Below are 19,515 nucleotides of genomic sequence, written 5' to 3'. Positions count from 1 at the left end.
ATGGCATCGCGGCGCTGATGCAGATCATCGAGAACAAGGACGGCGTGGCCAGCGGCAAGATCTTCAACATCGGCAACCCGAGCAATATCCACTCGGTGCGCGAGCTGGCGGAGATGATGCTGAAGATGGCGGCGGACTATCCGGAGTACGCCGAGGAAGCGCAAAAGACGAAGATCGTGGAAACGTCGTCGGGCGAGTTCTACGGCAAGGGCTACCAGGACGTGCAGCACCGCGTGCCGAAGATCGACAACACGATCGAGGAGCTGGGCTGGAAGCCGCAGGTGACGATGGAGCAGGCGCTGCGCCGCATCTTCGAGGCTTACCGCGACAAGGTGGTGGAAGCCCGCACGCTGGTCGACGCCGACAACTGAGCCCGACATGGCACGCATCGCCCTCAAGGTAGACGTCGATACGCTGCGCGGCACGCGCGAAGGCGTGCCGAAGCTGCTGTCCATGCTGTCGGCCGTCCAGGCCGAGGCCACGTTCCTGTTCAGCCTCGGTCCGGATCACACCGGCTGGGCGCTGCGGCGTGTGTTCCGCCCGGGCTTCCTGAAGAAGGTCTCGCGCACCTCGGTGGTATCGAACTATGGCCTGCGCACGCTGATGTATGGCGTGCTGCTGCCGGGTCCCGATATCGGCCGCAAGGGCGCCGCCGAAATGCGCGCGGCCGCCGCGGCGGGGCACGAGTGCGGCATCCACACCTGGGATCACGTCTACTGGCAGGACAACGTGCGCGGGCGCGACGCGGCCTGGACGCGCCGCCAGATGCAGCACGCGTTCGACCGCTACGTCGACATCTTCGCCGCCCCGCCGCCCACCCACGGCGCGGCTGGCTGGCAGATGAACGACGAGGCCTTCCGCCAGATCGACGACTGGGGCATGGTCTACGCATCGGACGGCCGGGGCACCGCGCCGTATATCCCCACCGTGGACGGCAAGGCTTGCCGTCACGTGCAGATGCCCACCACGCTACCGACGCTGGACGAACTGATCGGCGTGGACGACCTGACCGAAGAGAACGTGCACCACGCCGTGCTGCGTCTGACCGAGGGCCAGCGCGATCACGTGTTCACGCTGCACACCGAGCTGGAAGGCGGCAAGCTGGCACCCGTGTTCGAACGGTTACTGGCGGGCTGGCGCGCCCAGGGGCATGAGCTGGTCTCGATGGCCACGTTCTACCGCCATCTCGACCACACCGACCTGCCCCGGCTGCCGGTCACCTGGGGCGAGATCGAAGGACGCAGCGGCGAGCTGATCATCCAGCCCTGAGCCGTACGGCGTCGGCGGCGCGATTGGCGTCTAAATGTGCGCCTCAGTGTGCGTCTCAGTGCCGTCCGGCGTGCGTCAGCCGCAGGCCGTTGAAGACGACCAGCAGGCTGGCCCCCATATCCGCGAAGACCGCCATCCACATCGTGCCCATGCCCATCACCGTCAGGGCAAGGAACACTACCTTGATGCCAAGCGCCAAGGCGATGTTCTGCTTCAGGATCGCCGACGTGCGCCGCGACAGCCGCACGAACGCCGGGATCTTGCGCAGGTCGTCGTCCATCAGGGCAACGTCCGCGGTCTCGATCGCGGTGTCCGTGCCGGCAGCCCCCATCGCAAAGCCGATATCGGCGCGCGCCAGTGCCGGCGCATCGTTGATGCCATCGCCGACCATCCCGACCCGCCCCGCGTGCGTGTGAACCTGCCCGGCCAGTAGCGCAATCGCGTCGGCCTTGTCCTGCGGCAACTGGTTGCCACGCACCTCGTCGATGCCCACCGCCTCGCCAATCGCCTGCACGGTGTGCGGATTGTCGCCGGACAACATCAGCGTGCGGACGCCGAGCGCGTGCAGTTCCTCGATCGCGCGGCGGCTGGTGTCGCGGACCGTATCGGCCACCGCGAACAGCGCCAGCGCCCTCGGCGTGCCGCCATCCTCCGGCGCCATGCCGGCCAGCATCACGAGTGTCTTGCCCTGCCGTTCGATCGCTTCGAGGCGCGCTTCCAGCGCGGGCGAGCACGCGCCGAGGTCGTGGATCATGCGGTGGTTACCAAGGCTGTAGCTGGCACCGTTCACCGTCCCGCGCACGCCGTGCCCCGGCAGGGCCTCGAAGTCCACCACGTCGAAACGCTCCACGCCGTCCGCATCCGCCGCCGTGGCCACGGCCCGCGATACCGGGTGATCCGAACGCGCCGCCAGGCTCGCGGCAATCGCGCGCGCCTGCGGCAGGTCGTCGACGAGCATCGCAAAATCCGTCTGCGCCGGCTTGCCATGCGTCAGCGTGCCGGTCTTGTCGAGCGCCAGCCACGCCAGATGCCTTCCCTGCTCCAGATACACACCGCCCTTGACCAGGATGCCGCGCCGCGCCGCGGCCGCCAGGCCGCTCACGATGGTCACGGGCGTGGAAATCACCAGCGCGCACGGGCACGCGATGACCAGCAAGACCAGCGCCTTGTAAATCCAGTCGAGCCAGCCGCCACCGAGCCACAGCGGCGGCACCACGGCTACCGCCACGGCCATCGCAAAGACCGCTGGCGTGTAAATGCGCGCGAACTGGTCCACGAAGCGCTGCGTCGGCGCTCGGCTGCCCTGCGCGGCCTCCACTGCGTGAATGATGCGCGCCAGTGTGGAATCGCTGGCCGGCGCGGTGACCTCGTATTCGAGTTCGCCAGACCGATTGATCGACCCGGCGTAGAGCGCGTCACCGGCGGTCTTGTCCACCGGCACGCTTTCTCCCGTGATCGGCGCCTGGTCCAGCGCGGATGTGCCTCGCACCACGCGGCCATCGAGGGCCACGCGCTCGCCGGGGCGCAGCCGTACCAGCGCGCCGACGGGCACCGCGCGCGCCTCCACGGGCTGCCAGCTGCCGTCGGGTTGCCGCACCGTGGCCTGCTCCGGTGCCATCGCCAGCAGGCCGCGCACGGCATTGCGGGCACGGTCCAGCGACGCCGCCTCGATACGCTCCGCCAGCGCGAACAGCACCATCACCATCGCCGCTTCCGGCCACTGGCCGATCAGCATCGCGCCCGTGACGGCGATGCTCATCAGCGCGTTGATGTTGAGATTGCCGTGGCGAATCGCAATCCAGCCCTTGCGATAGACGCCGAGGCCCGACATGGCGACGGCAACCAGCGCCAGCGCTGCCGGCACATAGGGATCGCCCGCCTGGAGCCAGTGCGCGACTTCCGCCGCCACCGCCGCCGCGCCGGCCAGCGCGAGCGGCCACCACGGCTTGGGCGACTCCGCCAGCGCAGCGGGGGCCGCCGCCGACACCGACACCGGCTCCGCCTTCATGCCGAGCGCGCCAATGGCCCGGATCACGGGATCGAGTGAATCCAGCGTGTGATGAACGGTCAACACGCGCTGCATCAGGTTGAAGTCCAGCGCGGCCACCCCGGCCATGCCGCCCAGCTTGTTGCGGATCAGGGTCTCCTCGGTCGGGCAATCCATCGCATCGATCCGGTAGGCCGCGGACCGCGTGCCTGCCGGCGCCGCCACGACATCCCGCACGGGCATGGCGGTGCCGCAGGCCGAACCGCAGCAGGCATGGGCCGCGGCGTGGTCGTGGCTGGCGTGATCGTCGCTGGCGTGATCGTGCCCGGCATGGTCATGGCCGGCGTGGCTGTCTTGCGCGGCATGGAGGCCGTGATCGTGGTCCTGATGATCATGGCTGTGACCGGCGTGATCGTGGTCGTGCCCGCAGCAATCCTGGTCGTGATGATCGTGATCGTGATCGTGCGCGTGCCCGTGGCCGTGCGTGGCCGATGCCGGCGGCACGACGTTTTCGGGGGTGGAGCGAGCCATGTCAGGTTCCGATTGTTCTTGGTTGCCTCGTATTGAAGACCCTGAAGTGGCTACAAGGTCAAGCGTCGCGTTCCTGCCGGCGGCCATGACAAGGACGTAATGCCGGCACGCCGCCGGCGCGCTTATAATCGCTGCCCATGCGCCGCCTGCTGCTCGTTTTCTTCGTCATCCTGCTGCCGATCCAGTTCGCCTGGGCCGGCGCGGCGGCGTATTGCGCACACGAAGACAGCGGCAGCAAGACCGGCGCCACCGCCTGGCACATCGGCCATCACACGCACGAGCACCACGCCGATGACCATCAGAAGGCCGGGAAGCCGGGCGCCAAATTGCCCGACGCCGACTGTGCCGCCTGCCACTTCCCGGGCTCCCACGGCGTACTCGCGGCAGTCCTGCTGCCGGGTGGCGATGACGTCGTCACCGTGCGCTACCTGCCGCGTGTTTCCGGTTTCGGCTCCATCCCCGCCCCAGTCCCCGACCGCCCGCAGTGGCCCCGTCCCGCCTAGCCGGCGAGACGCGGACATCTTCCTCACTTTCTGACTGCCTGACGTCTCGCCGATTTTCCCTGTCTGCACGGTGAAATTCGATGAGAAGACTCCTTATGCCGCTTGGGCTGGCGGCCGCACTGCTCAGCCCCCTCGCGTCCGCGCAGGACGCCGCACCTGTTCGCCCCGATCCCGCACCGGAGCCACCGGGCGCGCTGACGCTTGACGTCGCGCTGGCGCTGGCCACGGCACAGAACCCCACGCTTTCCGCTGCCCGGCATGAACTCGATGCCGCAGAGGGCGGCATCACGCAAGCCCGCGTGATTCCGAATCCCGAAGTGGCACTGCTGATGGAGGACACGCGCCAGTCCACCCGCACCACCACGGCGCAGATGAACCTGCCAGTGGAACTCGGCGGCAAGCGCGCCGCCCGCATCGGCGCCGCACAGCGGACGCGGGAACTCGCGCAGGCGCAGCTCGGCAATACGCAGGCCGACCTGCGCGCCAGCGTGATCGGCGCGTTCTTCAACGTCCTGGTGGCACAGGAGCGCGTGCGGCTGGCTGCCGGCTCCACCGAGATTGCCGCGCGTGGGGCCCGTGCCGCCGCGCGTCGCGTCGCCGCCGGCAAGATCTCGCCGGTCGAGGAAACCAAGGCGGGCGTGGAACTGGCCAATGCCGAACTGGAACGCGCCGAAGCCGATGCCGCCCTGATCGCCGCCCGGCAGGCGCTGTCCACGCTGTGGGGGAATCCGTCGCCGCGTTTTGCGGAGGCGGACGGCAACCTCGAAGCGCTGCCCACTCGCCCGGAAGCCGTGCTGCTGCGCCAGTCGCTGGACGCCTCCCCGGCGCTGGTGGCCAGCCAGCGGGAGCTCGCGCGGCGGCAGGCGGAGATCAATGTGCAGCGCAGCCGCCAGTACCCGGACGTCACACTGAGCGTGGGCGCCAAGCGCGAAAACGCTTCCGATCGTGGCTACTACCCGGTGCTGGGCGTCGCCATCCCGCTGCCGCTGTTCGATCGCAACCAGGGCAACCTGTACACCGCGATCCGGCAGGCCGACAAGGCCGCCGACGAATACCGCGCCACGCAGGTCCGGCTCGATCACGACCTGCAGCAGGCGGCCAGCCAGCTCGCCGTGTCGCGGGCCTCCGCGCTGACGCTGCGCGAGACCGTGCTGCCCGCCGCGCAACGTGCCTATCAGGCGGCCACGCAAGGCTTTGAAGCGGGCAAGTTCAACTACCTCGACGTGCTGGACGCCCAGCGCACGCTGCTCCAGGCGCGCATCCGCTACCTCGGCGTGGTCGCCAGCAGCTGGCAGGCCGCGACCACGATCGACCGCATTCTCGGACGCTAGCGCGCCGACGCAAGGAATATCGCCATGACGATGACACGAAAACAAGGGATGGCCATCGCCGCCATCCTGATCGCCGGCCTGATTGCCGCCCTGGCATTGTTGCTGGCCGGGCGCGGCGGAACCGGGCACCGCGACGAACACGACGACGATCACGCACACGGGGCGGGCGAGGCCGCGCACGGCAAGCCCGCCGCAATCGCCGCCGCCGCATCGACCCCAACCAGCAAGCCGGACGATCACGGCAACGCGCCAGCCGGCATGATCGCCATGACGCCGGAACAGATTCGCAACGCCAACCTCGTCCTGCACACCGCCGCGCCGGGCCGCATCCGCAGCGCCGTGCAATTCCCCGGCGAGATCCGGTTCAACGAAGACCGCACGGCGCACGTGGTGCCCCGCGTGGCGGGCGTCGCCGAATCGGTCGCGGCCAACCTCGGCCAGCGCGTGAAAAAGGGCGACCTGCTGGCGGTCTTCGCCAGCACCCAGCTATCCGACCAGCGCAGCGAACTGCTGGCCGCACAGCGCCGGCTGGAACTGGCCCGCACCACATATGCCCGCGAAAAGAAGCTGTGGGAGGACAAGGTCTCGGCCGAGCAGGACTTCCTGGCCGCGCGTACCGCGTTGCAGGAAGCGGAAATCGCCGCGCAGAACGCCACGCAGAAGCTGACGGCCATCGGCGCGAAGCCCACGGCCGGCGCCATCAACCAGTTCGAGCTGCGCGCGCCGTTCGACGGCATCGTCGTGGAAAAGCACCTGGCCCTGGGCGAAGCCGTTGCCGCCGACACCACGGTCTTCACCATCTCGGACCTGAACACCGTCTGGGCCGAATTCGTGATCGCGCCGAAGGACCTCGGTCACGTGCGGCTGGGCGAATCCGTGCGCGTGGTGTCCACCGCATTCGATGGCACCGCCGAGGGCCGGATCTCCTACGTGGGTGCCCTGCTCGGCCAGCAAACGCGTACGGCCACGGCGCGCGTGACGCTCGCCAATCCGGACATGGCCTGGCGCCCCGGCCTGTTCGTCACCGTCAGCGTTGCCACCGGCGACGCCGAGGTGCCCGTCGCCATCGAAGCCGACGCGGTGCAGACGGAGGGCGGCCAGACGCAGGTATTCGTCGAGGTGCCCGGAGGATTCGCCGCGCGCCCCGTCAAGACGGGCCGCACCGACGGCAAGCGGGTCGAAATCACCGACGGACTCGCGCCGGGCACGCGCTACGTGGCCGCCAACAGCTTCGTGCTGAAGGCGGAACAGGGCAAGGCCGGCGCCGAGCACGCGCACTGAGCGGAGACCCTCATGTTCGAACGCATTCTCCGCTTCGCCATCGAGCAACGCTGGCTGGTCATGCTCGCCGTATTGGGCATGGCCCTGCTGGGCGCCTACAACTACGGCCGCCTGCCGATCGACGCCGTGCCGGACATCACCAACGTCCAGGTCCAGATCAACACCTCGGCGCCCGGCTATTCCCCGCTGGAAGCCGAGCAGCGCGTGACCTATCCGCTGGAGACGGCGATGTCCGGTCTGCCGGGCCTGGAGCAGACGCGCTCGCTGTCCCGCTATGGGCTGTCGCAGGTCACCGTGATCTTCCGGGACGGCACCGACATCTACTTCGCGCGCCAGCTGGTCAACCAGCGCATGCAGGAGGCACGCGAGCAGTTGCCGTCCGGCATTTCCCCGCAAATGGGGCCGATCTCCACCGGGCTCGGCGAGATCTACCTGTGGACGGTGGAAGCCGACGACGACGCGCGCAAGCCGGACGGCACGCCCTATTCCGCCACCGACCTGCGCGAAATCCAGGACTGGATCATCAAGCCGCAACTGCGCACCGTGCCGGGCGTGACCGACATCAACTCGATCGGCGGCTTTGCCAAGGAATACCTGGTGGCCCCCAGCCCGGAGAAGCTGGCGTCATATGGCCTGTCGCTGCAGGACGTGGTGCAGGCGCTGGAGCGCAACAACAGCAACGTCGGCGCCGGCTATATCGAGCGGCGCGGCGAGCAATACCTGGTGCGGGCGCCGGGCCAGGTGAAGTCAATCGACGACATCCGCGACGTGATCGTTGGCACCGCACAGGGCCAGCCGATCCGGATCCGCGACCTGGCCGAGGTGGATCTCGGCCGCGAACTGCGCACCGGCGCCGCCACCGACAACGGTCGCGAGGTCGTGCTGGGCACCGTGTTCATGCTGATCGGCGAAAACAGCCGCGCGGTATCGCGTGCGGTGGATGCCCGCATGGCGGCGATCAACAAGTCGCTGCCAGCCGGCGTCAAGGCCGTGACCGTCTACGACCGCACGGTGCTGGTCGACAAGGCGATTGCCACGGTCAAGAAGAACCTGCTGGAGGGCGCGGTGCTGGTGATCGCGGTGCTGTTCGTGTTCCTGGGCAACCTGCGCGCGGCGCTGATCACGGCGCTGGTCATTCCGTTGTCGATGCTGTTCACGTTCACCGGCATGGTCACGTACAAGATCAGCGCCAACCTGATGAGCCTGGGGGCGCTGGACTTCGGCATCATCGTCGATGGCGCGGTGGTGATCGTGGAAAACTGCGTGCGCCGCCTGGCCCATGCGCGAACGCGTCAGGGCCGGCCGCTGACGCGCGCCGAACGCTTCCACGAGGTCTTTGCCGCCGCGCGGGAGGCACGCCGGCCGCTGGTGTTCGGCCAGCTGATCATCATGATCGTGTACATCCCGATCTTTGCCCTGACCGGCGTGGAGGGCAAGATGTTCCACCCGATGGCGGTGACCGTGGTGCTGGCGCTGGCCGGTGCGCTGGTCCTGTCGGTCACCTTCGTGCCCGCCGCCGTGGCCTTGTTTATCGGCGATCGTGTCGCGGAAAAGGAAAACCGGTTGATGGGCTGGGCGCGCCGCTGGTATGCCCCGGCCCTGACGCGCGCGCTGGCCAACACACCCGTGGTGCTGACCGCCGCGGCGGTCGCCGTGCTGCTGAGCGGGCTGGTCGCCACGCGGCTGGGCAGCGAGTTCATTCCCAACCTGAACGAGGGCGACTTCGCCGTGCAGGCGTTGCGCATTCCCGGCACCAGCCTGACGCAATCGGTGGCCATGCAGCAGCAGATCGAGACGCGCCTGAAGGCGACATTCCCGGAGATCGAACGCGTCTTCGCGCGCACCGGCACGGCCGAGATTGCCGCCGATCCGATGCCGCCGAATGCCTCCGATGGCTACGTCATGCTCAAGCCGCGCGATCAGTGGCCCGACCCGTCGCGCTCGCGCGAATCCTTGCGCGCGGCGATGCAGGCGGAGCTGGAGCAGATCCCCGGCAACCGCTACGAGTTCTCGCAGCCGATCCAGTTGCGCTTCAACGAGCTGATCTCCGGGGTGCGCAGCGATGTGGCCGTCAAGCTGTTCGGCGATGACAACGCCGTGCTGGACGCCACCGCGCAGCGGATCGCCCAGGTGCTGCAAGGCGTGGCCGGTGCCACCGAGGTCAAGGTGGAACAGACGACGGGGCTACCGGTACTGAGCGTGGAGGTCGACCGGTCGCGCGCGGCGCGCTACGGCCTGAACATGGTCGACGTGCAGGACACCGTGGCGATTGCCGTGGGCGGCCGCGACGCCGGCGTGTTCTATCAGGGCGACCGGCGCTTCAATATCGGCGTGCGCCTGCCGGAAGGCATCCGTACCGACGTGGAAGCGCTGCGACGCCTGCCGATTCCGTTGCCCAAGGGCGCCGACGCGCGTACGAACTACATCCCGCTGGGCGAGATCGCCACGCTGGAGATCGCGCCCGGCCCCAATCAGGTTTCGCGCGAGAACGGCAAGCGCCGCATCGTGATCAGCGCCAACGTGCGCGGCCGCGACGTCGGCAGCTTCGTGCCGGAGGCGATGGCTGCGATCGAAGCCAGGGTGACGATCCCCACCGGGTACTGGATCGCGTGGGGCGGCACGTTCGAGCAGCTGCAATCCGCCACGCGGCGGCTGCAGATCGTGGTGCCGGTGGCGCTGCTGCTGGTCTTCGTGTTGCTGTTCATCATGTTCGGCAACGCGCGGGACGGCCTGCTGGTCTTCACGGGCATTCCGTTCGCGCTGACCGGCGGCGTGCTGGCGTTGTGGCTGCGCGGCATTCCGCTATCGATCTCCGCGGCGGTGGGCTTTATCGCACTGTCTGGCGTGGCGGTGCTCAACGGACTGGTGATGCTGTCGTTCATCCGTAGCCTGCGCGAGGAAGGCAAGCAGCTCGCCGACGCCGTGCACAGCGGTGCGCTCACCCGGCTGCGGCCCGTGCTGATGACGGCGCTGGTGGCGTCGCTCGGCTTTGTGCCGATGGCGATCGCCACCGGCACCGGCGCCGAGGTGCAGCGTCCGCTGGCCACGGTGGTCATCGGCGGCATCCTGTCATCCACGGCGCTGACCCTGCTGGTATTGCCGGTGCTGTACCGCTGGGCCCATGGCCGCGACGAGGGCGCCGTCGAGATCGCCCGCAGTGCCGAGGCATCGGCATCCTGAGGGTTTCATGAAGTTACGTGAAGTCTCCGCGAGGCCTTCGCGGAGACTTCACGGCGGCCTGCATGCAAGGCAAGGCGGCGGACGATGGGCACAAAAAAGGCCGACTGTTTAGTCGGCCTTTTTGCACGGTCAGAAACTGATCGGCTAGTGCTCGCAGTTGACCATCCACGTCATCTGGAACTTGTCGACCAGCATGCCGAACCCTTCGGCCCAGAAGGTCTTCTGATACGGCATGATGACCTGGCCGCCTTCGGCCAGCGCGTTGAAGATGCGCTCGCCTTCGGCCTTGGGCACGTCGCCGACGGACAGCATGAAGCCCGAGAACGCCGGGGTCTGCCCTTCGCGGCCGTCCGATGCCATGATCTGGCTATCGCCGAGCTGGATGTTCGCGTGCATCACCTTGTCCGCCCACGTGGGGCTCGGCTGCTGCTCGCCCGGAGGCGCGTCCTTGTAGCGCATCATGAAAGTCACCTTGGCGCCCATCACCTTGCCGTAGAACGCCATGGCCTCGTCGAACCGTCCGCCGAAGTCCAGATAGGGTTGCACCTGCATATCGGTCTCCTTGATTTTTTCCGATCAAGAGGTTGAGGCTGGTTCACGCCAGCCTCACCAGGTCACGCGGGAGGATCGCTCCCGCGCTGGCATTATGCGCCGGCTTTGTGACCGGCCTGCGTATCGGGAAAATCGAGTTCGAACTCCGTCCGGCCCGCTTCGCTGCGCACGGTGACGCTGCCGCCATGCAGGCGCATGATCGTGTCGACGATGGCCAGCCCGAGACCGGTGGATGTCGCCGAATTGCGGCGCGACGGGTCGGCGCGATAGAAGCGGCCGAACAGGTGCGGCAGCGCTTCGCTCGCAATCGCCGGACCCGCATTGGCAACGCAGATGCCGGTGTAACCCGGCTTCGCACGTGCCACCGTCATGCGCACGGTGCTGCCTGCCGGCGCGTGCCGCATCGCGTTGTCCAGCAGGTTGATCACCGCGCGGCGCAGCAGGGTCTGGTCGGCTGTCACCGTCGCCACGCCGGACACCGCCAGCGTCAGGTCGCGGTCCGCCGCCACGGCTTCGAAATACTCGGCCACCTTGTCCAGTTCTCCGCGCGCATCCAGCGCCCGGGCGCCCAGCGCCACCTGCGCGTTGTCCGCGCGCGCCAGGAACAGCATGTTCTCGATCATCCGCGACAGCCGCTCGTATTCCTCGAGATTCGATTCGAGCAGCGCTTCATACTCGGCGGGGTTGCGTCGCTGCGCCAGCGTCACCTGGGTCTGGCCGACGAGATTGCTGATGGGCGTGCGAAAGTCATGCGCCAGGTCGGCGGAGAAAGCGGAGAGGCGCGTGAAACTGTCCTGCAGTCGCGCCAGCATGCCGTTGAGCGCGCCGGCCAGCTCGCGCAATTCCTCGGGCGCTTCGCCCACATCGAGCCGCGTGGCCAGCCGACTGGTGGTCACCGCCGCGGCGTCGTGGGCCATGCGGCGCAGCGGACGCAATCCGCGCCTTGCCAGCAGGAATCCCAGCGCGGCGGCCACGATCGCCCCGCAGAGCACCGCACCAAGCAGCTGGCTTCGATATTCGCGCATCAACGCCACGCGGTAGCCGGCATCACTGAGCACGACGATCTCGACGGCCCGGTCACTGTCGCCCACCTGGCCCAGCGCCGCCATGCCGCGCGACGGCACACCGTTGCGCGGGTGCCAGGTCTGCAGCAAGGACTTGTCCGGCGCCGTGGTCGCGGGCAGCACACGCAGCGGCGGCAGGGACTCGTTGCGCGGATTCAGCGTGATCAGCGGCTCGCCCTGGCGCGTGCGCACGACCAGGATCAGCCCTTCGTGGCCCATGGCGATATCGGCAAAGCGATGCGTGTCGGCACGGATCTCGGCCTCGTCGGTGACTTCGCGCAACAGATGCCGCACCAGCAGCACCTCGCCGACCAGCTCGCTTTCGTCGCGCGATTGCAGCTGGCTGCCCAGCGTGCTCGACAGATAGGCGGCCACGCACACCAGAATCGCGCCGGTGGTCAGCCCGTACGCCAGCGCCAGCCGCGTGGTCAGCGACGAGGTGATCGCCCGGGGTAATCGCACCCACCGCATCCACCGCATCCACCGCTTCATGCCGCGTCCTTCATGGCGTGTCCTGCGTGCGCGTCCCTCATGCCTCGTCCGCCTCGTCGAGCACGTAGCCCATGCCGCGGCGCGTGTGGATCAGCTTGTTGGGGAACGGATCGTCGACCTTGGCCCGCAGTCGCCGGATCGACACATCCACCACGTTGGTATTGCTGTCGAAATTCATGTCCCAGACCTGCGAGGCGATCAGCGAACGCGACAGCACCTCGCCACGCCGGCGCGCCAGCAGTTGCAGCAGTGCGAATTCCTTGGAGGTCAGGTCGATTTTCTGGCCCGCGCGCGTGACGCGGCGGCGGATCGTGTCGATCTGGAGATCGGCCACCTCCATGAACTCGCTCTCCCGCAGCGGCCCGCGCCGCAGGATCGTGCGGATACGCGCGACCAGTTCGGCGAACGCGAACGGCTTGACCATATAGTCGTCCGCCCCGAGCTCCAGGCCCTTGAGACGGTCCGACAACTCGTCGCGGGCCGTCAGGCACAGCACGGGCGTGTCCTTGTCGCGTCGCAGTTCACGCAAGACCTGCCAGCCATCCATGCCCGGCAGCATGACATCGAGGACGATGAGGTCGTAGTGCTGCTCGCGGGCGTGGGCAAGGCCGTCCACGCCATCGCGCGCCAGGTCCGCGACGAAGCCCGATTCCGTCAACCCCTTGAGCAGGTAATCACCGGCCTTCGGCTCGTCTTCCACGATCAGGATGCGCATGCTGATTCACTTCCGGGCCGAGGTGCTTCGGCCCATTGGCTTCGGTTATTTAGAGAAACTACGACACTAGCCGAGGATCGACCCGTTTTTACGAAGATTGCAGGAATGTCATCTTTTGACCCCGGATTGTCGGCCGTTATCCCAAGTACAATCGCGCCTTCTGTCGGGGAACCGTTGCCGGGGGACGCTGCCTGCGTACGCGGGTGCTGGCCTGCAATCCCCCTGAATCCCTTGCGCAATCCGCCATTTCGATGAAACGACCGCTCACCCGCTTCCTGCTATGTCTTGCCACGATCGCGCTGCCCGTCGAGGGTGCCTCGGCGGCAGCCATGATGGTGTGTGGCGCGGAGGAAGCGGCGGGGTTGTCGATGCCCGAGCGGCATGCCGCGCTCAAGGCGGAGGCGGAAGCCGAAATCCGCGAGGCATTCGTGGTGCAATCCCCGGATGACGCATTGGCTGATGCAGCCGGGACGCCCGGCTGGCATGACGCCGAACCGGCCGGCACCGGCATGGACCACGCGTCCGCCCCCCATCACGTGGCTGGCGCCACATTGCTCACGGAAATCCCGCTGGTGGCGCTGCAATATCTTCGCCACGCCAGGCCACTGGCCACACCGGCCGCCAATGCCACGTGGGCCGCCGACCTGCCGCTGTTGCCCAAGCGGCTCAGGCGGCCCGAGCAGCCCGAGCCGTCAAGCGCGCGGCGCTGCTGACATCCACAGGGCGTCCATCACACGCCCGGTCTTCTGATTTGCTCCGCTGCAAGCGAGTCGACGCGGCCACGGCATATCCGGGAGCCGCGCGGCGTCGCTTCAGTCCACGCGGTAGAAATCGATCGATTGCCCGGCATTGACGGCGCGCTGCAGCCAGTCCGGGTATTCGCCGGTGCCGTCCCACGTCTGGCCCATGGCATTGCGATAGAGCACGCGGACCACGGTGTCCTCGACGTGCGGTGCTTCGGGAACATCATGCGCGGTGGCTTCGACCTCCGCGACTTCGTCAAAACAACCTGCCTCGACCAAATCGTCGAACGTCAGGCCATGGCGATCCATCTGCTCGCGGATCCATGCCACCGCGGCTTGTTTGGCTGCATCAGACTCGGACATGACTTTCGTGCGCGCCCGCCGCCTGCGAGACGGGCTGAAGAAGTAATTCGGGAAATGCCCAGACCAGGAGCCAGGCGGGCCAGAAACGAATTCTACAGGGTGTTGGGGGCACACCCCTCGAACGAGTGGATGGTCTTTCGACACATGGGCAAATTCGTCTTGCTGCATGACAGCAATGTCATGCGGAAGTCATGCTGACGTCGGCACCTGCTTTCTAGACTGCACAGCGTGGTCGTCGCGTTGTCACACACTGTGGCGATGTCCGGCGACCGAGCCCGGTTTCACCCGGCTCTCACCCCTTGACGGAGTCCTCCATGCACAAGATCAAGCAAGCCCTGCTCTTCACCGCCCTGACTGCCACGATCGCTGGCACCGCCGGCCTGGCCAACGCCGCACCGCGATCCGCGGACCCCTTTACCGACGGCGCGCGCATCACCAACCGCGACGGGTTTACCGATGGTGCCCGCACCAGCACGCGCAACCCCTTCACCGACGGCGCACGCAGCATCCAGGACGCACGCAGCCCGTTCACCGACGGCAGCTTCAGCGCCACCGGCCCGCGCGACAAGTTCACCAGCGGCAACTAAGCAGTTTCAGAACGCTGACGCGCGTCCAGGCCCGCCTAAGCCCGGCTCAACCCGGCTCATCCCGGCGCTGGCGGCTCGGGATTTCGCGTCAGCACCCCGGCAATACCTCCGCCGTCCTTCCGCGACGGCGTTGTCATTACCTACCGGGCAAGCATCAGTGGCCCGCCGCCGGCACCCCCGGAAACTGCGATGCCGGCATCGGCCTGCCCAGCAAGTACCCCTGCAAGGCATCGCAACCCAGCCCCGCCAGGAACGCCTGCTGCGCCGTCGTCTCCACCCCTTCCGCAACCACCTTGAGGTTCAGCGTCCGCCCGAGTGCGACGATGGCCGACACAATCGCGGCGTCTTCCGTGTCTTCCGCCAGATCGCGCACAAAGCCACGATCGATCTTCAGCTCGCTGGCGGGAATCCGCTTCAGGTGCAGCAGGCTGGAATAGCCGGTACCGAAGTCGTCAATCGCGATCCGCACCCCCATGTCGTCCAGCTGCGTCAGGATCGCCAGGCTGGCCTCGACATCCCGCATCGCGGTGGATTCCGTGATCTCCAGCGTCAGGCAGCCTGCGGGCACCGCGTGTCGCGCGAGCGCCTGCGCCACCGAATCGACCATCCCCACATGGCAGAACTGCAAGGCCGACAGGTTGACCGCCATGGTCCATTCGGGCCGGCCCGCCGCATGCCACACCGCCAGTTGGCGACAGGCCTCGTCGAGCACCCATGCGCCGATCGGGACGATCGCGCCGGTCTTCTCCGCCAGGGTGATGAACTGGTCCGGCATCAGCATGCCGTGCACCGGATGGTTCCAGCGCAAGAGCGCCTCCGCGCCCACCAGCGTGTTCTCGGACGCGGAGAATTTCGGCTGGTAATGCAATTGCAATTGCCCGTTGCGTTGCGCGCCGCGCAGGTCCTGGATCAGCGTCTGCTGCGCGCGGGCCTGGTGGTTCATCGACCGCTCGAAGAAGCAGTACGCATTGCGGCCCGATGCCTTGGCGTGATACATCGCGGCATCGGCATTGGTCATCAGCGTGTCCTGGTCCTGGCCGTCCGCGGGATGCAGCGCGATACCGATACTGCCGGAGACGTGCAGCACATGGCCTGCCACCTGCACGGTCTCGCGTAGCGTCTCGAGCACCGCTTCGGCGATCACGCCGGCATCTTCCGGCTCCTCCACGCGCACCAGCAGCACAAACTCATCGCCGCCGACCCGCGAAATCGTATCTTCCGACCGCACCGTGGCGCGCAGCCGGTTGGCGATTTCCACCAGCAGCGCGTCGCCCACATGGTGCCCGTACGTGTCGTTGACGCCCTTGAAGCCGTCGAGGTCGACAAAGAGCACCGCAAAGGCACCTGGATGGCGCACGTTGGCCTGGATGGCCTGCTCGAAGCGATCGTCGAGCAGCGCACGATTGGGCAGGTGGGTCAGCTTGTCGTGCAAGGCCAGGAATTGCAGTTCTTCGTTGGCCACCCCCAGCGCCTCCGCCAGCACGGCGGTACGCATCTCCAGCCGCATATCGAGCACGGACGTGACCAGCGCCACCGCGAGCACGCACACCGTGATCACCAGGATCGGCAGCGCCAGCGCGCCGCCGTCCATCCCCCTGCCCGCGGCGCCGCAGACGCTGCCCAGCGGAAATTCCGCAGCGGCCATCCCCGTGTAATGCATGGCGGCGATGGCTCCGCCCATCACCACGGCCGCGCCCATGCGCAGCTGATGGATGCGCGGCATGTTCCGGCGCAGGCGGAACGCAATCCACAGCGCCGCCCCCGATGCCACCACGGCAATGACAATCGACAACACGAACAGCCACGGCACGTAATGGATGGACGGCTGCATGCGCAGCGCCGCCATGCCGGTGTAGTGCATGCTGGCCACGGCGGCGCCCAGCACCAGCGCGCCCAGCGCCAGGCGGCGCCTGGGCAGGTTTTCCTGGCACACCAGCCGCAGCGCGAAGGCTGACGCCACGATGGCAATCAGCAGCGACCACGCCGTGATGGCGGGGTCGTAGCCCAGCGGAATCGGCAACCGGAACGCCAGCATGCCGACGAAGTGCATCGACCAGATGCCCAGCCCCATGGCCACCGCGCCCCCGGCCAGCCAGACGTGGGCGTGCCGCCCCCGGGCGGTGGCAATGCGTCCCGCCATGTCGAGCGCGGTATACGACGCAAGAATCGCGACAAGCAGGGAGAACAGGACGAGCAGCGCGTCGTAGCTGGGGGAAATCATGGCGCGTGACGGGACAGTGGCTTGGGGCAGCCGGGCATTCTACGCGGCGCGGGCGTGTATTTCCCGGCATCCGTTGGGAATATCGGCAAATTCAAACCGGACTGAAGCGGGACCCGCATCGCCAACAGGCGGACGGCACTGCACAGCTGCCGTCCGACAATTCCTACATCCCAATCGGCGCGCGCCGGAATGGCCACGCGCCGTCTCACCCCTATTCTTGAGTCGTGACGAACCGGATGCTGCCGCGCTTCTGTTGCCACTTCTGTTGCGACGGCGTCCTGGAATGCAGGAGAACACATCATGTGGAAACGACTGGCAGGAGCGCTCGCCGTGGGCGCATGTTGTTGGGCCTTCTCGGGCTGCACGGCCACCGGCGCCGTTGCCGGCGGCGTAGTGGGCCATGAAGTCACGCACGGCAGCACGGCCGGCACGATCGGCGGCGCAGTCGTCGGCGGGGTGATCGGCCACGAACTGGGCAAGTAAGGCGGTAACCGCCTGCTATTGGAGCTGATACGTTTTAGGAGGCGCTATCAAAATGAAGCGCAGCGGTTCTGGCTAGGGCGAAGCAGGGGTTTCGGATCGCACGCGATCCGCCTGCGTAGCGGTATGCGCTTGCAAGCGCATACGCGCCCTGCAAGGGCGCGGCCGCAGACAGTACAAGTGGTACGGCAAGGCCGCGCAACGACGCCAGAATCTTTTTGATAGTGCCTCTACATTTTCCGCGGCCTGGATGGCGGGCAGGGTCATCCAGGCTTGCGCGGTATCCCTCCAGATGGGGAGTGGATATCGCCGCGCGCCGCGCCATGGCGTCGGTCGCGATGTCCTTCAACGATGATTGAACGTTTTCATCGCTGAAAGACGTCGCGGCATGCAACGACGAAATATTCTCGGACCCGCATGGCGCGGCCGCGGGAAACCTGCAATGAGAAAGCCCCCGAGCATCGCTCCGGGGCTTTCTTGTTTGGCGCTGGCAATCAGCGTGTGTGGCCTTCGTGTTGCGCGGCCGATGACCAAGCGGCACGCCCGGCGATCCGCCACGGCGGGCGCCGACGCATGAGAACTTTCCGAAGGCATCACATGTGAATCGAGTGCCACCCCCGCCCGGCAGCAGTGATCCGTAGTGATCCTCTGATCGCGATCTCGCCCCAACTCCCTTCTCGGAACATCCCCAGTCTCACCGATTATCCCGGCCGCGGCGCTCTCAAGTGACCGCTATTTCATTTCGCCGGACCGATACCTGCAGCCTCGTTCGAATTATCTCTAAACATCCCGGAGGCCTGGGATTTTAGGAATTGTTCTATGCGCTCGAACCGCGCCGGTTTCTACATTACAGGCATCAAAAGAACAACGCCTCCCCAGTTAGTGCTTCTAGTCGATTCCTAATGGATGGCGCCGCGAATGGCAGGTAATCGTAAATGGATGGAACGAGCTACCGGTGATTCGCAAGATTCCGTAATTTGATTGCTTAAAGATTTTTTTGGAGATTCAAACCAGAGTGTAAAAAATCAGATCATAAATTCAGGAAGTTATAAACCACTGCAATTCTGCGTGCAGATACCACGAGGAAAACATTAACTCCTCACCCTGCTACGCAAAATCTCATTAATTCTCATTGTTTATCCGTATCATGAAAACCAAGCTCATTCTTTCCGCACTCGCCTTCGCAGCCGCCGCCACCGTTTCGCACTTTGCTGCAGCCGCAGACGGCACGATCTCCTTCACAGGCAGCATCACGGCGCAAACCTGCACCGTCGGTGGCAATGGCACGGCCAGCAAGGACTTCACCGTAACGCTGCCCAATGTGTCGAGCAGCGTTCTGGCTACGGCAGGCGACGTCGCCGGTGCCACGCCGTTCAGCATTTCGCTGACTGGCTGCAGCCCGGACACCGGCAATGTCCACACCTTCTTTGAATCGGGCCCGACCGTGGATACCGCCACGGGCCACCTGATCGCTGCCTCGGGCGCCGGCACCGCCAGCAATGTGCAAGTCGGTCTGCTGAATGCAGACGACGGTACTGAAATCAAGGCGGGTTTTGCCGATGCCTCGCAGAACTCGCACTCGGTGCCGCTCGTTGCCGGCTCCGGTTCCGACGGTTCGGCCACGATGCGCTACATCGCCCGTTACGTGGCCACCGGTGCCGCTACCGGCGGCGCGGTCAACTCCTCCGTGCAATACACCATCGTCTACCCGTAATCGCGGTAGCGCAGTGCAGCGGAGCCGGCCCCCGGCCGCTCCGCATTTCCCGCGGTTCTACCGCTTTGGGAATGAGTGCCAGTTTCCCCACATCGAAGTTGATAGTGATGAACCCCAAAGCCGTACAACCGTTTGCCTTCCAGCTGCGTCCGATCAGTGCAGCCGTCGTGTTGGCCATGTTTCTGAGCGCTGGTGCCTGGGCCAACACCCCCACGCCGTCCGATACCAAGCTGGTGGCCGAGGTCGAGTTCAACGATCAGTTCCTGCAGCAGACCGGTGCGCATATCGACGTCAGCCGCTTCAGCAAGAAGAATGCGACGCTCGCGGGCAGCTACCGGGTCGACCTCTATGTCAACGAAGTCATCCTGGGCCGCACGGAGGTCACGCTGCGCCAGGTCGGTGCGGACCCCCTCAATGTGCAGCCGTGTTTCGATCGCGACCTGCTCGAACGCGTCGGCGTGGACCTCACCAAGCTGTCCCCCGAAGCCACCGCGCTCTTGCA

Annotated in this window: 16 protein-coding genes and 1 pseudogene; 11 read left to right on the top strand and 6 right to left on the bottom strand. The window is 66.6% G+C overall.

Going from position 1 to position 19,515, the window contains the following annotated elements:
• Together BLR29_RS31100 and BLR29_RS31095 are read left to right on the top strand one after the other, a co-directional pair.
• A pseudogene (locus tag BLR29_RS31100) lies at window positions 1–371 on the top strand (bifunctional UDP-4-keto-pentose/UDP-xylose synthase); the annotation flags it as partial.
• Window positions 372–378: 7 nt separating this feature from the next.
• Window positions 379–1,269 carry a polysaccharide deacetylase family protein gene (locus BLR29_RS31095; RefSeq protein WP_092143778.1) on the top strand — a complete coding sequence of 297 codons (891 nt, stop codon included), beginning with the start codon at window positions 379–381 and terminating at the stop codon, window positions 1,267–1,269.
• A 55-nt stretch (window positions 1,270–1,324) separates the two neighbouring features.
• Here BLR29_RS31095 and BLR29_RS31090 read toward each other — a convergent pair whose 3' ends face one another.
• On the bottom strand, window positions 1,325–3,787 hold the full coding sequence (locus BLR29_RS31090; RefSeq protein WP_092143775.1) for a heavy metal translocating P-type ATPase: 2,463 nt from the start codon (window positions 3,785–3,787) through the stop codon (window positions 1,325–1,327).
• A gap of 137 nt (window positions 3,788–3,924) precedes the next feature.
• Between BLR29_RS31090 and czcI the strand changes: the two genes are divergently transcribed.
• From czcI to BLR29_RS31070, 4 genes are all read left to right on the top strand, one after another.
• Entirely contained in the window at window positions 3,925–4,290 is a 366-nt protein-coding gene (czcI, locus tag BLR29_RS31085; protein ID WP_092143772.1) for a cation efflux protein, CzcI family, read from the top strand.
• Window positions 4,291–4,370: 80 nt separating this feature from the next.
• Entirely contained in the window at window positions 4,371–5,621 is a 1,251-nt protein-coding gene (locus BLR29_RS31080) for a TolC family protein (protein ID WP_143018570.1), read from the top strand.
• Between the two features lie 24 nt (window positions 5,622–5,645).
• The gene (locus BLR29_RS31075; protein ID WP_092143768.1) at window positions 5,646–6,902 is read left to right on the top strand and encodes an efflux RND transporter periplasmic adaptor subunit; all 1,257 of its coding nucleotides are present in this window, start codon (window positions 5,646–5,648) and stop codon (window positions 6,900–6,902) included.
• Window positions 6,903–6,914: 12 nt separating this feature from the next.
• The gene (locus BLR29_RS31070) at window positions 6,915–10,082 is read left to right on the top strand and encodes a CusA/CzcA family heavy metal efflux RND transporter (RefSeq protein WP_092143765.1); all 3,168 of its coding nucleotides are present in this window, start codon (window positions 6,915–6,917) and stop codon (window positions 10,080–10,082) included.
• A 144-nt stretch (window positions 10,083–10,226) separates the two neighbouring features.
• Here BLR29_RS31070 and BLR29_RS31065 read toward each other — a convergent pair whose 3' ends face one another.
• The 3 genes from BLR29_RS31065 to BLR29_RS31055 all read right to left on the bottom strand — a co-directional run bounded on the left by BLR29_RS31065 (window position 10,227) and on the right by BLR29_RS31055 (window position 12,905).
• Complete coding sequence (locus BLR29_RS31065; protein ID WP_092143763.1) at window positions 10,227–10,634, bottom strand: VOC family protein; 408 nt, start codon at window positions 10,632–10,634, stop codon at window positions 10,227–10,229.
• A gap of 92 nt (window positions 10,635–10,726) precedes the next feature.
• Window positions 10,727–12,169: a heavy metal sensor histidine kinase gene (locus BLR29_RS31060; protein ID WP_092143784.1), complete on the bottom strand. Its 1,443-nt coding sequence runs from the start codon at window positions 12,167–12,169 to the stop codon at window positions 10,727–10,729.
• A 58-nt stretch (window positions 12,170–12,227) separates the two neighbouring features.
• Window positions 12,228–12,905, bottom strand: coding sequence for a heavy metal response regulator transcription factor (locus BLR29_RS31055; protein WP_092143761.1), 678 nt, complete (start codon window positions 12,903–12,905; stop codon window positions 12,228–12,230).
• A 251-nt stretch (window positions 12,906–13,156) separates the two neighbouring features.
• Between BLR29_RS31055 and BLR29_RS31050 the strand changes: the two genes are divergently transcribed.
• Window positions 13,157–13,618 (top strand): hypothetical protein, encoded by a 462-nt coding sequence (locus BLR29_RS31050; protein WP_176861118.1) that lies wholly within the window; start codon window positions 13,157–13,159, stop codon window positions 13,616–13,618.
• A 99-nt stretch (window positions 13,619–13,717) separates the two neighbouring features.
• Here BLR29_RS31050 and BLR29_RS31045 read toward each other — a convergent pair whose 3' ends face one another.
• The gene (locus BLR29_RS31045) at window positions 13,718–14,011 is read right to left on the bottom strand and encodes an H-NS family nucleoid-associated regulatory protein (protein WP_092143758.1); all 294 of its coding nucleotides are present in this window, start codon (window positions 14,009–14,011) and stop codon (window positions 13,718–13,720) included.
• 314 nt (window positions 14,012–14,325) lie between these two features.
• Between BLR29_RS31045 and BLR29_RS31040 the strand changes: the two genes are divergently transcribed.
• Window positions 14,326–14,598 carry a copper resistance protein CopQ gene (locus BLR29_RS31040; protein ID WP_092143755.1) on the top strand — a complete coding sequence of 91 codons (273 nt, stop codon included), beginning with the start codon at window positions 14,326–14,328 and terminating at the stop codon, window positions 14,596–14,598.
• Window positions 14,599–14,752: 154 nt separating this feature from the next.
• Here the strand turns inward: BLR29_RS31040 and BLR29_RS31035 are convergent, their stop codons facing one another.
• Window positions 14,753–16,819, bottom strand: a complete 2,067-nt coding sequence (locus BLR29_RS31035; protein WP_092143752.1) for a putative bifunctional diguanylate cyclase/phosphodiesterase — start codon at window positions 16,817–16,819, stop codon at window positions 14,753–14,755.
• A 300-nt stretch (window positions 16,820–17,119) separates the two neighbouring features.
• Here BLR29_RS31035 and BLR29_RS31030 point away from each other — a divergent pair, with 300 nt between their 5' ends.
• The 3 genes from BLR29_RS31030 to BLR29_RS31015 all read left to right on the top strand — a co-directional run.
• Window positions 17,120–17,302, top strand: a complete 183-nt coding sequence (locus BLR29_RS31030) for a glycine zipper 2TM domain-containing protein (protein WP_092143747.1) — start codon at window positions 17,120–17,122, stop codon at window positions 17,300–17,302.
• A gap of 1,144 nt (window positions 17,303–18,446) precedes the next feature.
• Complete coding sequence (locus BLR29_RS31020; RefSeq protein WP_092143743.1) at window positions 18,447–19,013, top strand: fimbrial protein; 567 nt, start codon at window positions 18,447–18,449, stop codon at window positions 19,011–19,013.
• Window positions 19,014–19,120: 107 nt separating this feature from the next.
• Window positions 19,121–19,515 (top strand): FimD/PapC N-terminal domain-containing protein (locus BLR29_RS31015; protein ID WP_218132737.1); only part of this gene is annotated, 395 nt, incomplete at its 3' end.

Origin of the sequence: Cupriavidus sp. YR651, from assembly GCF_900101625.1 — a bacterium.
Taxonomy (GTDB): domain Bacteria; phylum Pseudomonadota; class Gammaproteobacteria; order Burkholderiales; family Burkholderiaceae; genus Cupriavidus.
This window is presented reverse-complemented; position numbering and strand designations above follow the sequence as displayed.

Coding starts and splice junctions, on each gene's coding strand:
- BLR29_RS31095 (WP_092143778.1), top strand. CDS start 379: ATGGCACGCATCGCCCTCAAGGTAGACGTCGATACGCTGCGCGGCACG.
- BLR29_RS31090 (WP_092143775.1), bottom strand. CDS start 3,787: ATGGCTCGCTCCACCCCCGAAAACGTCGTGCCGCCGGCATCGGCCACG.
- czcI (WP_092143772.1), top strand. CDS start 3,925: ATGCGCCGCCTGCTGCTCGTTTTCTTCGTCATCCTGCTGCCGATCCAG.
- BLR29_RS31080 (WP_143018570.1), top strand. CDS start 4,371: ATGAGAAGACTCCTTATGCCGCTTGGGCTGGCGGCCGCACTGCTCAGC.
- BLR29_RS31075 (WP_092143768.1), top strand. CDS start 5,646: ATGACGATGACACGAAAACAAGGGATGGCCATCGCCGCCATCCTGATC.
- BLR29_RS31070 (WP_092143765.1), top strand. CDS start 6,915: ATGTTCGAACGCATTCTCCGCTTCGCCATCGAGCAACGCTGGCTGGTC.
- BLR29_RS31065 (WP_092143763.1), bottom strand. CDS start 10,634: ATGCAGGTGCAACCCTATCTGGACTTCGGCGGACGGTTCGACGAGGCC.
- BLR29_RS31060 (WP_092143784.1), bottom strand. CDS start 12,169: ATGCGGTGGGTGCGATTACCCCGGGCGATCACCTCGTCGCTGACCACG.
- BLR29_RS31055 (WP_092143761.1), bottom strand. CDS start 12,905: ATGCGCATCCTGATCGTGGAAGACGAGCCGAAGGCCGGTGATTACCTG.
- BLR29_RS31050 (WP_176861118.1), top strand. CDS start 13,157: ATGAAACGACCGCTCACCCGCTTCCTGCTATGTCTTGCCACGATCGCG.
- BLR29_RS31045 (WP_092143758.1), bottom strand. CDS start 14,011: ATGTCCGAGTCTGATGCAGCCAAACAAGCCGCGGTGGCATGGATCCGC.
- BLR29_RS31040 (WP_092143755.1), top strand. CDS start 14,326: ATGCACAAGATCAAGCAAGCCCTGCTCTTCACCGCCCTGACTGCCACG.
- BLR29_RS31035 (WP_092143752.1), bottom strand. CDS start 16,819: ATGATTTCCCCCAGCTACGACGCGCTGCTCGTCCTGTTCTCCCTGCTT.
- BLR29_RS31030 (WP_092143747.1), top strand. CDS start 17,120: ATGTGGAAACGACTGGCAGGAGCGCTCGCCGTGGGCGCATGTTGTTGG.
- BLR29_RS31020 (WP_092143743.1), top strand. CDS start 18,447: ATGAAAACCAAGCTCATTCTTTCCGCACTCGCCTTCGCAGCCGCCGCC.